Source organism: Pseudomonas sp. Y3 TE3536, assembly GCF_053629175.1.
This window is the reverse complement of sequence record NZ_JBRJHU010000001.1, coordinates 1,273,888-1,286,925: the sequence shown is the minus strand read 5'-3', so window position 1 is coordinate 1,286,925 and position 13,038 is coordinate 1,273,888. Positions and strand designations below refer to the sequence as shown.

The 13,038-nt window shown below is 64.7% G+C and carries 13 protein-coding genes and 1 pseudogene; 4 read left to right on the top strand and 10 right to left on the bottom strand.

Annotated elements, in window-relative coordinates; genetic code table 11:
• Positions 1-2: 2 nt before the first annotated feature.
• From AB7M33_RS05840 to AB7M33_RS05825, 4 genes are all read right to left on the bottom strand, one after another.
• Positions 3-752, bottom strand: a complete 750-nt coding sequence (locus AB7M33_RS05840; protein ID WP_099428255.1) for a methyltransferase — start codon at positions 750-752, stop codon at positions 3-5.
• Positions 749-1,054: a MazG-like family protein gene (locus AB7M33_RS05835; protein ID WP_027594968.1), complete on the bottom strand. Its 306-nt coding sequence runs from the start codon at positions 1,052-1,054 to the stop codon at positions 749-751. The genes AB7M33_RS05840 and AB7M33_RS05835 overlap by 4 nt, the downstream gene beginning before the upstream one ends.
• A gap of 62 nt (positions 1,055-1,116) precedes the next feature.
• Positions 1,117-1,968 (bottom strand): MaoC family dehydratase, encoded by an 852-nt coding sequence (locus AB7M33_RS05830; RefSeq protein ID WP_454242564.1) that lies wholly within the window; start codon positions 1,966-1,968, stop codon positions 1,117-1,119.
• 2 nt (positions 1,969-1,970) lie between these two features.
• The gene (locus tag AB7M33_RS05825; protein ID WP_454242563.1) at positions 1,971-3,323 is read right to left on the bottom strand and encodes a 3-oxoacyl-ACP reductase; all 1,353 of its coding nucleotides are present in this window, start codon (positions 3,321-3,323) and stop codon (positions 1,971-1,973) included.
• A 118-nt stretch (positions 3,324-3,441) separates the two neighbouring features.
• On the opposite strand from AB7M33_RS05825, the gene AB7M33_RS05820 reads away from it, so the two are divergent.
• Positions 3,442-4,719, top strand: coding sequence for an acetyl-CoA C-acetyltransferase (locus AB7M33_RS05820; protein ID WP_265969663.1), 1,278 nt, complete (start codon positions 3,442-3,444; stop codon positions 4,717-4,719).
• Positions 4,720-4,826: 107 nt separating this feature from the next.
• Positions 4,827-5,606: an AraC family transcriptional regulator gene (locus AB7M33_RS05815; RefSeq protein ID WP_274886872.1), complete on the top strand. Its 780-nt coding sequence runs from the start codon at positions 4,827-4,829 to the stop codon at positions 5,604-5,606.
• Positions 5,607-5,711: 105 nt separating this feature from the next.
• On the opposite strand, the gene AB7M33_RS05810 is transcribed toward AB7M33_RS05815, so the two are convergent.
• From AB7M33_RS05810 to AB7M33_RS05790, 5 genes and pseudogenes are all read right to left on the bottom strand, one after another.
• Positions 5,712-6,440: a methyl-accepting chemotaxis protein gene (locus AB7M33_RS05810; protein ID WP_371918165.1), complete on the bottom strand. Its 729-nt coding sequence runs from the start codon at positions 6,438-6,440 to the stop codon at positions 5,712-5,714.
• Between the two features lie 129 nt (positions 6,441-6,569).
• A pseudogene (locus AB7M33_RS05805) lies at positions 6,570-7,499 on the bottom strand (HAMP domain-containing protein); the annotation flags it as partial.
• A gap of 327 nt (positions 7,500-7,826) precedes the next feature.
• Complete coding sequence (cueR, locus tag AB7M33_RS05800; RefSeq protein WP_454242562.1) at positions 7,827-8,237, bottom strand: Cu(I)-responsive transcriptional regulator; 411 nt, start codon at positions 8,235-8,237, stop codon at positions 7,827-7,829.
• Complete coding sequence (locus tag AB7M33_RS05795; RefSeq protein ID WP_454242561.1) at positions 8,234-10,633, bottom strand: heavy metal translocating P-type ATPase; 2,400 nt, start codon at positions 10,631-10,633, stop codon at positions 8,234-8,236. The genes cueR and AB7M33_RS05795 overlap by 4 nt, the downstream gene beginning before the upstream one ends.
• 52 nt (positions 10,634-10,685) lie before the next feature.
• Entirely contained in the window at positions 10,686-11,072 is a 387-nt protein-coding gene (locus AB7M33_RS05790) for a hypothetical protein (RefSeq protein WP_265969666.1), read from the bottom strand.
• A 142-nt stretch (positions 11,073-11,214) separates the two neighbouring features.
• On the opposite strand from AB7M33_RS05790, the gene AB7M33_RS05785 reads away from it, so the two are divergent.
• Positions 11,215-11,412 (top strand): heavy-metal-associated domain-containing protein, encoded by a 198-nt coding sequence (locus tag AB7M33_RS05785; protein WP_027594977.1) that lies wholly within the window; start codon positions 11,215-11,217, stop codon positions 11,410-11,412.
• Positions 11,413-11,524: 112 nt separating this feature from the next.
• Positions 11,525-12,706 carry a multidrug effflux MFS transporter gene (locus AB7M33_RS05780; RefSeq protein WP_099452812.1) on the top strand — a complete coding sequence of 394 codons (1,182 nt, stop codon included), beginning with the start codon at positions 11,525-11,527 and terminating at the stop codon, positions 12,704-12,706.
• Here the strand turns inward: AB7M33_RS05780 and AB7M33_RS05775 are convergent.
• Positions 12,657-12,854 (bottom strand): hypothetical protein, encoded by a 198-nt coding sequence (locus tag AB7M33_RS05775; RefSeq protein ID WP_081717509.1) that lies wholly within the window; start codon positions 12,852-12,854, stop codon positions 12,657-12,659. The two genes, AB7M33_RS05780 and AB7M33_RS05775, sit on opposite strands and share 50 nt — an antisense overlap.
• Between the last annotated feature and the right edge of the window lie 184 nt (positions 12,855-13,038).

The window sequence follows — 13,038 nt, the reverse complement described above, 5'->3', positions numbered from 1 at the left end:
GGTCAGCGGGGGCGGCAGATCCAGTGCAGGTAGCGACCTAGCCCGGCAAAGCTTGGGTGTCGGCGGTGGGCCAGTTCCATTTCCAGCAGGTCGAGCATTTCGGCCTTGGCTTGGAACTCCTTGGGCATGTAGTCGTGGAACACCCTGACGCCACTCTCGCTTTCGACCTGCCACATAGGATCAAGTTGCGCCTTGAGCTCACGCGGATCAAGGGGTTTCTGCGGGGTCAGGCTCTGCTTTTCACCTTCCAGGCGGTTGCTGCGCAGTTTGCGGAAATGGCCCTTGAGCAGGTTGCGATAGACCAGTGCGTCGCGGTTGTAGAACGCCAGCGAAAGCCACCCGCTGGGCGCGGTGAGCTGGTGCAGCACGGGCAGGATGCTTTCTGGTTCGGCCAGCCATTCGAGCACGGCGTGGCACAGCACCAGGTCGTAAGGTTCGGTCAGCTGGCCCAGCAGGTCCTGCCACGGCGCCTGGATGAAGGTGGCCGTCTGGCCTGCCTCGGCAAAGCGCGCGCGGGCACCGTCGAGCATAGGCGCGGCGGGCTCGGCGAGGGTCAGGTGATGGCCGCGTTGTGCCAGCCACAAGGCCATGTGGCCCAGGCCTGCACCGATGTCGAGTATGCGCAGTGGGCGATCGGGCAAGGTTTCGGCCAGGTCGGCCTGCAGCACGGCCAGGCGAATGGCGCCCTTGGCACCGCCGTAGATTTTCTCGGCGAAGCGGGTGGCCAGTTCATCGAAGTGACGGTCGTTCATCGGGCGAAGCGCCTTTCACTGTCGGCCAGCTTGGCCCTTACCACCTGGTCCATGTCCAGGCCCAGCTCGCTGCACAGCAGCAACAGGTAGAGCACCACATCGCCCACCTCTTGGCCGGCGTGGGCGAGTGTGTCGGCAGGCAGCTGGCGGGATTGGTCCTCGCTCAGCCACTGGAAGATTTCGACCAGTTCGGCCATTTCAACGCTGGCGGCCATGGCCAGGTTCTTCGGGCTGTGGAAGCCGCGCCAATCGTTGTTGTCGCGGATCCGGTGCAGGCGTTCGGTGAGTTCTTGCAGGTTCATCGGGGGTCTCCTAATGCCGCATAGCTTCGGCGCAGGCCCGATGCAAAGCAAGGGGCGTGCGCCTACAGGCCACCCCAACGGCCAACCATATGCAGCAACTCACCCTGCCCATCCAGTCGTAGTTCACCTTCTGGCCCGGCTTCGCTGGCACTGAGCACCACCTCTGAAGGCAATCGCACCGGTTTGCGGAACTCCACCTCGAAGCTGTAGCCGCTGTTCGGCAGGTGCCCGCGCAGGGCCGCCAGTGCCATGGCTTTACTCCACATGCCATGGGCAATGGCCTTGGGGAACCCGAACAGTCGCGCACTGGCGGCGCTCAGGTGAATCGGGTTGTAGTCGCCACAGACCTTGGCGTAACGCCGGCCGATATCGCTGTCGGCATACCAGCGGCTCGCCTCTGCCAGCGATTCAGGCGCGCTGTCTGCTTGCTCGCTCGCCTGGCCCTCCAAGCGTAACCCGCGTACCAGCGTGCGGCTGCATTCGCGCCAGAGCAGGCCCAGGGCATCTTCGGCTTCCGTGATGAGGTCGAAGGTGGCGCCTTTGGCGTGGGGTTGCAGGTTATTGGCGTAGACGGCGAAACGTAATGCATCGATGCCGCCCAGTGGCCGCAACACCTCGATGCGGTTCTGCAGATGCACCAGCCCGAGCAAGGGGAAGGGGAAGCTGTGCGCCGTCAGCAGCTGCAATTGCAGGGGGAAGGCCATCACATGGGGATAAGTAGCGGGCAGGCGGCCATCGTCGGTGAAGTGGCAGAGTCGGCGGTAGGCTGCCAGGTTGTCGGGCTGAACCCGCATCACGCAGCGCAGGCCTTCGTCGGGCAGCTTGTCGCCGCTGATCTTGCGCTTGCTGGCCGCTCGCAAGTAAAGGCTCGCGCGTGAGTCCGGGGCGTGCAGGTCGTGCCAGTGTCGGCTCATGGTCAGGCCCCCATCAGCGCTTGGCCACAGACCCGCAGCACCTGGCCATTGACCGCGCCGGAGCCGGGTTGGCTGAGCCAGGCAATGGCCTCGGCGACGTCTTGTGGCCGCCCGCCTTGGCCCAGTGAGCTCAAGCGGCGCCCGGCCTCGCGCAGCCCCATGGGCATGGCGGCGGTCATGTGCGTTTCGATGAAGCCGGGGGCCACGGCATTGATGCTGGCACCCTGCACTGCGAGTTTTGCCGCCCAGGCCTGAGCGAAGCCGATCAAGCCGGCCTTGCTCGCCGCATAGTTGGCCTGCCCGCGGTTACCGGCAATGCCGCTGACCGACGCCAGCAGCGTGATGCGTGCGTTCTCGCCGAGCGCGCCTGCGTCAAACAGTGCCTGGGTGAGTACCTGCGGTGCCTTGAGGTTCACGGCCATCACCGCATCCCAATATTCGGGGGTCATGTTGGCCAGGGTCTTGTCGCGGGTGATGCCGGCGTTGTGCACCACGATGTCGATACCCCCGGGCAGCGCTTCGAGCAACTGCGCTGCGGCGTCATTGGCGCAGATGTCCAGCGCCAGTGCCTTGCCGCCCAGCCGCGCGGCGAGGGCTTCGAGGTCTTGCCGGGCTTGCGGCACATCCAGCAGCAGCACCTCGGCGCCGTCCCGCGCCAGGGTTTCGGCAATCGCCGCGCCGATACCGCGTGCAGCGCCAGTCACCAGGGCACGTCGGCCGCCAAGCGGGCGCGTCCAGTCCTCGACCTGGCTGGCGCAGGCTTCAAGGCGCAGCACCTGGCCAGAAATGAACGCGCTCTTGGGCGAAAGGAAGAAGCGCAGGGCACCTTCCAACTGGTCTTCAGCACCTTGGCCGATATACAGCAACTGTGCGGTCGCGCCGTTGCGCAGCTCTTTGGCCAGCGAGCGGCTGAACCCTTCGAGCGCCCGTTGCGTGACACTGGCCAGTGGGTCGTCGAGGCCTTCTGGCGCGCGCCCGAGGATCACCACGTGGGCGCAGGGCGCCAGGCTGCGCAGCAACGGCTGGAAAAATTCGCGCAACTGCTTCAATTCATCGCTGTCGGACAGGTGAGTGGCATCGAACACCACGGCTTTGAGCTTCGGCCCAAGCCCTGCAACCCAGGCCGGCGCCTGTAACCCTTCGGCATTGAAGCTGTAGAGTTCGTCGGTGAGGCGTGGGGCGATGGCCTCGACCTGGCGCGTCAGTGGCCCGCCACCCAGTACCAGGGCACCCTCTACCGGGCGCAGGCGGCCTGCCTGCCAGCGCTCCAGCGGGGCCGGGTGTGGCAGGCCGAGGGCATCCACAAGGCGGCGGCCGAGGTTGGAGTTGGCAAAGCCGAGGTAGCGATCGCTCATGAGTGGGTCTCCCTGAAGGCAAGCTTGAAAGTGTGGACCAACTTTGTGGCAAGGTCGTTCGAATGCGGTAAAAACACCTAGGCTGTACGGTTTAAATTGTTTCAGGAGGAACATGCGCATGCGTTCACCTCGCCGGGTCGCGATCATTGGCGGCAACCGAATCCCATTCGCCCGTTCCAATGGTGCCTACGCCACCGCCAGCAACCAGGCGATGCTGACCGTCGCCCTGGAGGGCCTGATCGAGCGTTACCGCTTGCATGGGCTGCAGCTGGGCGAAGTGGTGGCGGGCGCGGTGCTGAAGCACTCCCGTGACATGAACCTGACCCGCGAATGCGTGCTCGGTTCGCGTTTGTCGCCGCGCACGCCGGCCTACGACATCCAGCAGGCCTGTGGTACGGGGCTGGAGGCGGCCTTGCTGGTGGCCAACAAGATTGCCCTTGGGCAGATTGACAGCGGCATCGCGGGCGGTGTCGACACCACCTCCGATGCGCCGATTGCCGTTAACGAAGGGTTGCGCCACATACTGCTGGAGGCCAACCGCGGCAAAAGCCTGGGTGAACGGCTGAAGCCGTTCCTGAAGTTGCGCCCCGGTCACCTGAAGCCTGAGTTGCCGCGCAATGGCGAACCGCGCACAGGCCTGTCGATGGGCGAGCATTGCGAGCGCATGGCGCAGGCCTGGCGGATCGACCGCGCCGAGCAGGATGCACTGACCTTGCTTAGCCATCAGCGGCTTGCGGCCTCCTATGCCGAAGGCTGGCAGGATGATCTGCTCACGCCCTTCCTGGCGCTTAGCCGTGACAACAACCTGCGACCGGACCTGACCTTGGAGCAACTGGCCAAGCTCAAACCGGCATTCGACCGCAGTGGCCAGGGCACGCTTACCGCAGGCAATTCCACCCCTTTGACCGATGGCGCATCGCTGGTGCTGTTGGGCACGGAGGAATGGGCGCAGGCACAGGGGCTTCCGGTGCTGGCCTACCTGGTTGACGGCGAGACCGCAGCGGTTGATTTCGTCACGGGCCGTGAAGGGTTGTTGATGGCGCCGGTGTACGCAGTGCCGCGCCTGTTGGCGCGCAATGGGTTGAGCCTGCAGGATTTCGACTACTACGAGATTCACGAAGCCTTCGCCGCCCAGGTGTTGTGCACCCTCAAGGCCTGGGAGGACGCGGACTACTGCCGTGATCGCCTGGGGCTGGACGCACCGCTTGGGGCAATCGACCGCAGTAAGCTCAACGTCAAAGGCAGCTCGCTGGCGGCGGGGCATCCGTTTGCCGCGACCGGAGGGCGGATATTGGCCCACCTGGCGAAACTGCTGGCCACGGCGGGGAAGGGCCGCGGTTTGATATCGATTTGCGCGGCAGGTGGGCAAGGGGTGACGGTCATCGTCGAACGGTGATCAGGTGGGGGGCCGCGTAGCGGCCTCCGCGAAGAAGGACGGGGCAGGTGTCACAGTCATGTCGCGCAACTGGTAGGCTTGTCCGATCAGAACTACAAGAAACTGCCATGCCGATCATCGGACATCCCCGGGCTATCCCGGCGCTCGACCACCTGCCCAGGCCCCTTTATGCCCGTGCCGAAAGCCTCGGGGCCGGCTCCTGGACCACTCGCCATCAGCACGACTGGGTGCAGTTTTCCTACGCCATCAGTGGCGTTCTCGGCGTCTACACCCGCGATGGCAGCTATTTCGCGCCCCCTCAGTGGGGTGTGTGGATCCCGGCGGACGCCGAACACGAAGTGGTGACGTCGATGCAGGCCGAAATGCGCAGCCTGTACGTGCGCCGCGACGCCTGCCCGTGGGCGTCGGAGCACTGCCGGGTGCTGGAGGTGACGCCGCTGGCGCGGGAGTTGATCAAGCAGTTCTGCCTGTTCCCGGCGGATTACCCGGAAGCCGACAGCGCCGAATCGCGATTGGTCGCGGTGCTGCTCGACCAGTTGCGCACGTTGCCGGAAGTCGGGTTCTCGTTGCCCCTCCCGCGTCATCCGGGGTTGCTGGCGTTGTGTAATGGTCTGATCGCGGCACCGGATACAGCCCAGACCTTGCAGCAATGGGCGCTGCAACTGGAGTGTTCGGAGAAGACGCTGATGCGGCTGTTTCAGCGTGAGACGGGGTTGAGCTTTCGCAACTGGCGTCAGCGCATGCGGCTGCTGTCATCGCTGGCGTTGCTGGAGGCGGGGGAGAATGTAACGGAGGCCGCGTTGGGGTGTGGGTATGACTCGACTTCGGCTTACATCGCGGCGTTCAAGCAGTTGTTTGGGGCGACGCCAGGGGAACTGAAACTGTAGGAGCAGCCTTGTGCTGCGAAGAGGCCAGTGATTGCAGCGAAAATCTATGCTGTTTTTACCGGCCTTTTCGCAGCACAAGGCTGCTCCTACAGGTCGCTTGCGCTGTCAGGTGCGGAAGCGTCGTACCAGCGAATCCAGCTCGTTGGACAACCCTGCCAGGCTTTCGGAGTCTTGGCGCGCAGCCTGGGCCAGTTCGGCCACCAGTTGCGCATCGCCATGGATCTGGCTGATGTGCCGGTTGATGTCCTCGGCCACCTGATGCTGCTCTTCCGCTGCCGTGGCGATCTGCGTGTTCATGTCGCGAATCACGTCCACCGACTCACGGATCTGGCCAAAGCTGTCGCGGGCCAGGCCGATGCGGCTGACCGACTGCTGCGACACTTCCAGGCTGGCGTGCATCTGTTCGGCAACCTCGGCGGTGCGGCTGGCCAGGTTGCCCAGCAGGCCATCGATCTCGGCGGTGGAGTCGGCGGTACGCTTGGCCAGCGCCCGCACCTCATCGGCGACCACGGCGAAGCCACGGCCCTGTTCACCGGCGCGGGCGGCCTCGATCGCGGCATTGAGGGCCAGCAGGTTGGTCTGCTCGGCAATCGAGCGAATGGTGCCGAGGATCGACTGGATGGCGTTGCTGTCGCGTTCCAGCTGCTGAATCGACTGGGCCGATTGCTCGATCTCCTGGCTCAGGCGGTCGACGCTGTTCACGGCTGCATCGATCTGCTGCTGGCCTTCACGGGCTTGCTGCTGGCCACTGTCGGCCGACTGCGCCGCCTGGCTGCAAGAGCGGGCGACTTCGTTGGCGGTGGCGACCATTTCGTGGAAGGCGGTAGAGACCATGTCCACGGCTTCGCGCTGGCGCCCGGCCGCCTCGGCCATGTCGCTGGACACCCGGGTCGAGCTGGTGGAGGTGCTGAGGATCTTGCTGGCGGCAGAGCCGATGTGCTGGATCAGGCTGCGGATCGCGCCGAGGAACTGGTTGAACCAGCTGGCCAATTGGGCGGTTTCGTCGCGCCCGCGCACTTCCAGGTTGCGGGTCAGGTCGCCTTCGCCCTGGGCGATGTCTTCCAGGCCGCTGGTGACGCTGTTGATCGGGCGCACGATCAGCTTGGCGAACGCCGCACCGACCACGGCGAACAGCGCGGCCAGCACCAGTGCGATGGTGCCGATCAACCACGTCAGGCGGGTGGTGGTCTGCATCACTTCGCTTTGCTCGATCAGGCCGATGAAGGTCCAGCCCAGTTGCTCGTCGGGGTAGATGTTGGCCATGTAGCGCACGCCATTGAGCTCGACTTCGACCAGCCCTTTACCTGCCTTTGCCAGGTCGGCATAGCCGTTACCGAAGCTGCCCAGCTGCTTGAAGTTGTGGCTGGCGTCACGTGGGTCGACCATCACGTTGCCGTTGTTTTCCACCAGCATCAGGTAGCCGCTTTCACCCAGCTTGATCTGCTGGACGATCTGGGTCAGGCCCTTGAGCGACACATCGATGTTGACCACGCCACCCGGGTTACCCAGCTGGTTGGCCACGGCGCGCACGGTGCTGACCAGCACGGCGTCGTCGGCGGCCCAGTAATAGGCGCCGGTACGCAGGGTTTTGCCAGGGTTGGCCATGGCCAACTGGTACCACGGGCGAGGGCGGGGGTCGTAGTTGACGAACTTCTGCCCCGCGGGCCAGCCGACATAGCCGCCGTCGCTGACACCGTAGGAAAGGTAGGCGTAGCCTGGGTGGGAATCGGCCAGGCGGGTGAAGAACTCGAGCACCTGCTTGTCCTGCTCGCCCAGCTCATACGATGGGTTGGCGCTCATGAACTTGTTCAGGTTGTTGCCCGTGGCCGCAATCATGGGTTGCGAGGCCAGGTATTCGACGTTCTGGTTGATGCCCTGGAAGAAGATGTTCATCGCGTTGCTGACCTGGCGAATTTCCCGGCTGCTGCTGTCGAGGAATCCGTCGCGGGCTTCGCCGCGCAGGTTGAGGACCACCAAGGTGGCCACGAGGACGATGGGCAAGCCGGCGATGACCGCGAATGCCCAGGTCAGTTTCTGTTTGATGCTCATCGACGCTCCCGGAATTTTTTTGTTGTCGACACACGAGGCAGGTAGTTACTGCATCGGCAGCGTCCGGGATTAGATGAAGGCAAATGCCCGTATTTATTAGGGAATGTCGCACTAGGCGATGATTCGGTCGTGTTTAGGCGAATATGGCATACCAAAGCGTCGTGGCGAGCCTCAGCGGCAACATCCGCCAACGTTTCCGTTTGCCAAATCCTTCAGGATCGGACAATCCGGCCGCTCGTCTCCCTGGCAGTGGGAGACCAGGTCGCCGAGGGTATCGCGCAGGCTCACCAGCTCATCGATGCGCCGGTTCAGCTCATCGATATGCTGCATGGCCAGCGCCTTGACGTCGGCACTGGCCCGTTTACGGTCTTGCCAGAGGGTCAGCAACTTGCCGACCTCTTCCAGAGAAAAGCCCAGGTCGCGGGAGCGCTTGATGAAGGCCAGGCTGTGCAGGTCTTCCGGCTGGTAAAGGCGGTAGCCGCTGTCACTGCGGGTGGCTGGCTTGAGCAGTCCGATGGACTCGTAGTAACGGATCATCTTGGTGCTGAGCCCGCTGCGGCGGGCGGCCTGGCCGATGTTCATGGGGCCTCCTGGGAGCTGCTGGTGGGTTTCCAGGTCTTGAGCCACAGCGCATTGCTGACCACGCTGACGCTGGACAGGGCCATGGCGGCGCCGGCGAGTACCGGGTTGAGGTAACCCAGCGCGGCCAGGGGGATACCGACCAGGTTATAGATGAACGCCCAGAACAGGTTCTGGCGGATTTTCGCGTAGGTCTTGCGGCTGATCTCCAGGGCTGCGGGTACCAGGCGTGGGTCGCCGCGCATCAGGGTGATGCCGGCGGCCTGCATGGCCACGTCGGTGCCACCGCCCATGGCGATGCCGATGTCGGCAGCGGCCAGGGCCGGGGCATCGTTGATGCCGTCGCCAACCATCGCCACCACGCCGTCCTGTTTCAGTGCCGTCACGGTGGCGGCCTTGTCGGCAGGCAGCACTTCGGCATGCACGTCGTCGATCCCGAGGGCGTCGGCAACCACCTTGGCGCTGCCGCGGTTGTCGCCGGTCAGCAGGTGGCTGCTGATGTGTTGTGCGTGCAGGCTATCGATAGCCTGCTTTGCGCCCGGCTTGAGGCTGTCGCCGAAGGCGAAGAGGCCCAGCACGCGAGGTTGCGCGCCGCGCTCGATCAACCAGGACAGCGTACGCCCTTCAGCCTCCCAGGCGTGGGCCTTGGCGGCCAGGCCGCCGGGTTGCAGCGTGCTCTCTTCGAGCAGGCGCCGATTACCCAGGGCCAGGTCACGGCCATCAACCCGCCCGGCGATGCCACGCCCGGTCAGCGACTGGCTGTCGACGACTGTTGGCACATCCAGTTGCTGCTCGGCGCACGCCTCCAGCACGGCCTTGGCCAATGGGTGCTCACTGCCGCGCTGCAGGGCGCCGGCCAAGCGGTGCAGGTCGGCGGTGGTGCCGACCAGTGCCTGGCTGTGGACCACGCGTGGGCTGCCGGACGTCAGGGTGCCGGTCTTGTCGAACACGACCCGGTTTACCGCATGGGCACGCTCCAGGGCTTCGGCGTCCTTGATCAGGATGCCGTGGCGGGCGGCGACACCGGTGCCGGCCATGATCGCCGCTGGCGTTGCCAGGCCGAGTGCACAGGGGCAGGCAATCACCAACACGGCGACCGCGTTGATCAGCGCGGTTTCCAGCGGGGCACCGGCCAGCCACCAGCCGATCAGCGTGATCAGCGCGATCACCAGTACGGCGGGGACGAATACCTGGCTGACCCGGTCCACCAGCTTCTGGATGGGCGCCTTGGCCGCCTGGGCATCTTCGACCAGGCGGATGATCCGGGCCAGCACGGTTTCGGTACCCAATGCCTGGGTGCGCACCAGCAGCCGCCCTTCACCATTGATGGCGCCACCGGTGACGGGGTCGCCAGGCTGCTTGGGCACTGGCAGGCTCTCGCCGCTGATCAAGGCCTCGTCGGCATGGCTGCTGCCTTCCTCGACTTCGCCATCGACTGGGAAGCGTTCACCGGGTTTGACCACGACCAGGTCACCCACACGCAGTTGGGCGATGGCCACATCTTCTTCGCGGCCATCGACCACGCGCACCGCGCGTTCGGGGCGCAGTGCTTCAAGGGCCCGAATGGCGCTGGCGGTCTGGCGTTTGGCGCGGCTCTCCAAGTACTTGCCCAGCAAGACCAAGGCAATGACCACGGCCGAGGCTTCGAAATACAGGTGCGCAACCATGCCGGCAGGGGCTTGTGCCCATTGGTACAGGCTCAGGCCGTAACCGGCACTGGTGCCAAGGGCCACCAGCAGGTCCATGTTGCCGGCGCCAGCACGCACGGCCTTATAGGCGGCCACGTAAAAGCGTGCACCGAGAATGAACTGTACGGGCGTAGCCAGCAGGAACTGCGCCCAGGCGGGCAGCATCCAGTGCAGGCCGAAGGGCTGAACCAACATGGGCAAGACGAGTGGCAGGGCCAGCAGCAAGGCGGCACCGACCGCCAGGCGTTCGTTGCGCAGGCGGCGCTGGGCATCGCGCTGATCATCGTGGCCTGCGTGCGGCAGGCTGGCGCTGTAGCCGGCCTTTTGCACGGCGTCGATCAGCAGGCTGTCGTCGAGGGCCGTGAGCACCTCGAGGTGCGCGCGTTCGCTGGCCAGGTTAACGCTGACCTGCTCGACCCCAGGCAGTTTGCCGAGTGCGCGCTCGACGCGGCCGACGCAACTGGCGCAGGTCATGCCGTCAATCTGCAACTCGACAGTACGGGTGGGCACGCCATAGCCGGCTTCACGCACGGCGTCGAGCAAGGCCGGCAGGCTGCTGGCCGGGGCCTGGACCCGGGCCTGTTCGGTGGCGAGGTTGACGCTGACCTGTTCAGCGCCGTCGACCTTGCGCAGGGCGCGCTCGACCCGGCCAGCACAGCTGGCGCAGGTCATGCCGGAAATCGGCAGGTCGAAGGTGGTGGATGCGGGCATGGCTGTCCTCCTTGGATTGGCCTCCAGCATCAACCTTGCCACGTAGGCAAGGTCAATAGCCTAGGCCGGCGCGCTTCAATTCCAGCCCATTGTGGCCCATGGCAATCCGGTATTTGTTGATCTGGCCCGCCTGCAGGTTCAAACGTGTGCTGCGCTGGTCTTCGATACCGGGGGCGCAACCGGGGGTCTGCCCTGGCAGTAGGCGCAGGCGTATATCCACAAGGCCTGGTGGCAGGTTGAAGGCGGTCGATTGCTCCTGGAATACGCGCCCGGAGAGCTGATCGTTGAGGTACACGCCGATTTCGCAGTTGGTGGCTACTTCCAGGCGTTCCCGCGAAATGATCAGTACGCTGTAGTCCGAGTTGCCTTCGGCGTTGGCCGGTGGCACCGCAGCCAGCGCGCTCAAAAGCCCGACGACGCCCAATGCTGCCCTGAACATGATGAATCTCCTGCTTGCCTGATCGTCAAAGGCGCAGCTTGGCCGACGTGAGCGCGGATTTCCAGCCCGGACGCGCGCAGGGGCTTGACCTTGCCCCGATGGCAAGCTTGAAACTGCGTGAAAACCTGAAGGAGGCAACCCTATGCAAGTGTTCAATGTACAAGGCATGACCTGTGGCCATTGCGTCAAAGCGGTGACCCGTGCGGTGCAGGGGCAGGACGCCGACGCCAAGGTCGAGGTCGACCTGGCGGGCAAGCAGGTGCGGGTGCAGAGTGCCATGGCGGTGGAGCAGATCCTCACCGCGATTCGTGACGAGGGCTACCAGGCCGAGCTGGCGTGAAGCCCTGCGCCGGGGGCGCATGAGGCCCCCGGTTTTGTTGCAAATCTTTTCATGCTGGTCGAGTCCTTAGCAGGTAGACTTACGCACTTGCTTAGCCTGCTATGGATTCCTGATGAACCTGCGAATGGTGCTCATCCTGGGCGCATTGAGTGCGTTCGGGCCTTTGGCGATCGACTTTTACCTGCCCGCCTTCCCGGCGATGGCGCAGGCTTTCGCCACCGATGAAAAACACGTCCAGGCCACCTTGGCCGCCTACTTCCTTGGCCTGTCCATCGGCCAGTTGGCCTATGGCCCGGTGGCCGACCGCTTCGGGCGGCGCAAGCCGCTGTTGTTCGGCGTGGCGCTGTTTACCCTGGCGTCGCTGGCCTGTGCCTATGCCCCCAACCTTGACACCCTGGTCCTGGCGCGGTTCGTCCAGGCCCTGGGCGGTTGTGCCGGGATGGTGCTGTCGCGGGCGATCGTCAGTGACAAGTGCGACCCGGTGGCGTCGGCCAAGGTGTTCTCGCAGTTGATGCTGGTGATGGGCCTAGCGCCGATCCTGGCGCCAATGCTTGGCGGGGTGTTGGTGAACCTGGCAGGTTGGCAGTCGATCTTCCTCGCCTTGAGCCTGTTCAGCGCGGCCTGCCTGCTGGCGGTCAGCCTGGGCCTGCCGGAAAGCCTGCCGGCGGACATGCCGCGCCAGCCGCTGTCCGGGGCGCTGCGCCAGTACCTGCGTTTGTTCAATGACCGGGTGTTTCTTGGCCATGCCTTGACCGGTGGTATTGCCATTGCCGGTATGTTTGCCTACATCGCGGGGTCGCCATTCGTCTTCATCAAGTTATATGGCGTACCTGCCGAGCACTATGGCTGGTTGTTCGGCACCAACGCGGCGGGCTTTATCCTCGTGGCGCAGGTCAATGCCCGTTTGCTGGCCAAGCGCGGCCCAGCCTTCCTGCTGGTGCGTGCTGTGTGGATGTACCTGGCTGCAGGTTTGGTATTGCTGGGCGTCGCCGCACTGCGGCCGAGCCAGTTGTGGCCGCTGTTGGTGCCGTTGTTCGTGTGTATCGCCAGCCTGGGTTGCATCATCCCCAATGCGTCGGCCTGCGCCATGAGCGGGCAGGGCGCACGCGCAGGCAGCGCCTCGGCGCTGATGGGCTGCCTGCAGTTCAGCGTCGCCGCAGGCGCGGCGGCGTTGGTCGGGCTGTTGCACGATGGCAGTGCGGTGCCGATGACACTGGTGATCAGCCTGTGCGGGGCGCTGGTGGTCAGTGTCGCGCTGCTGACCCGGCGTTTGCAGGCCAGGCGTCCTGCATAAGCGGGTGAGGCGCCTGCAGGCGGGTTTCCAATGTGGCGACGAAGGCACGCGCCTCGGCCTCGCTGCGGAAACTCACCACGTGTTGGTCGAGCTGAACCTGCCAAGGGCAAACGGGGTTGCGGCTCGACGCACTGACGACAATTTTCATCGCGGCATACCTCCAATGGGGTGTGAGCGGAAGAAGTGTAGCGCTGTGCCCTGTGCCTGCCATGACCGGCATCCGTGGTCTGACTGACGGTCATTTCCCCCTGTTCTTCCCTCCTGACCATCATGCGCCGGGTGTAATACCTGGAGGCATGTAGAAGCTTCGCTTTTGTTTGCGCTATTTATGG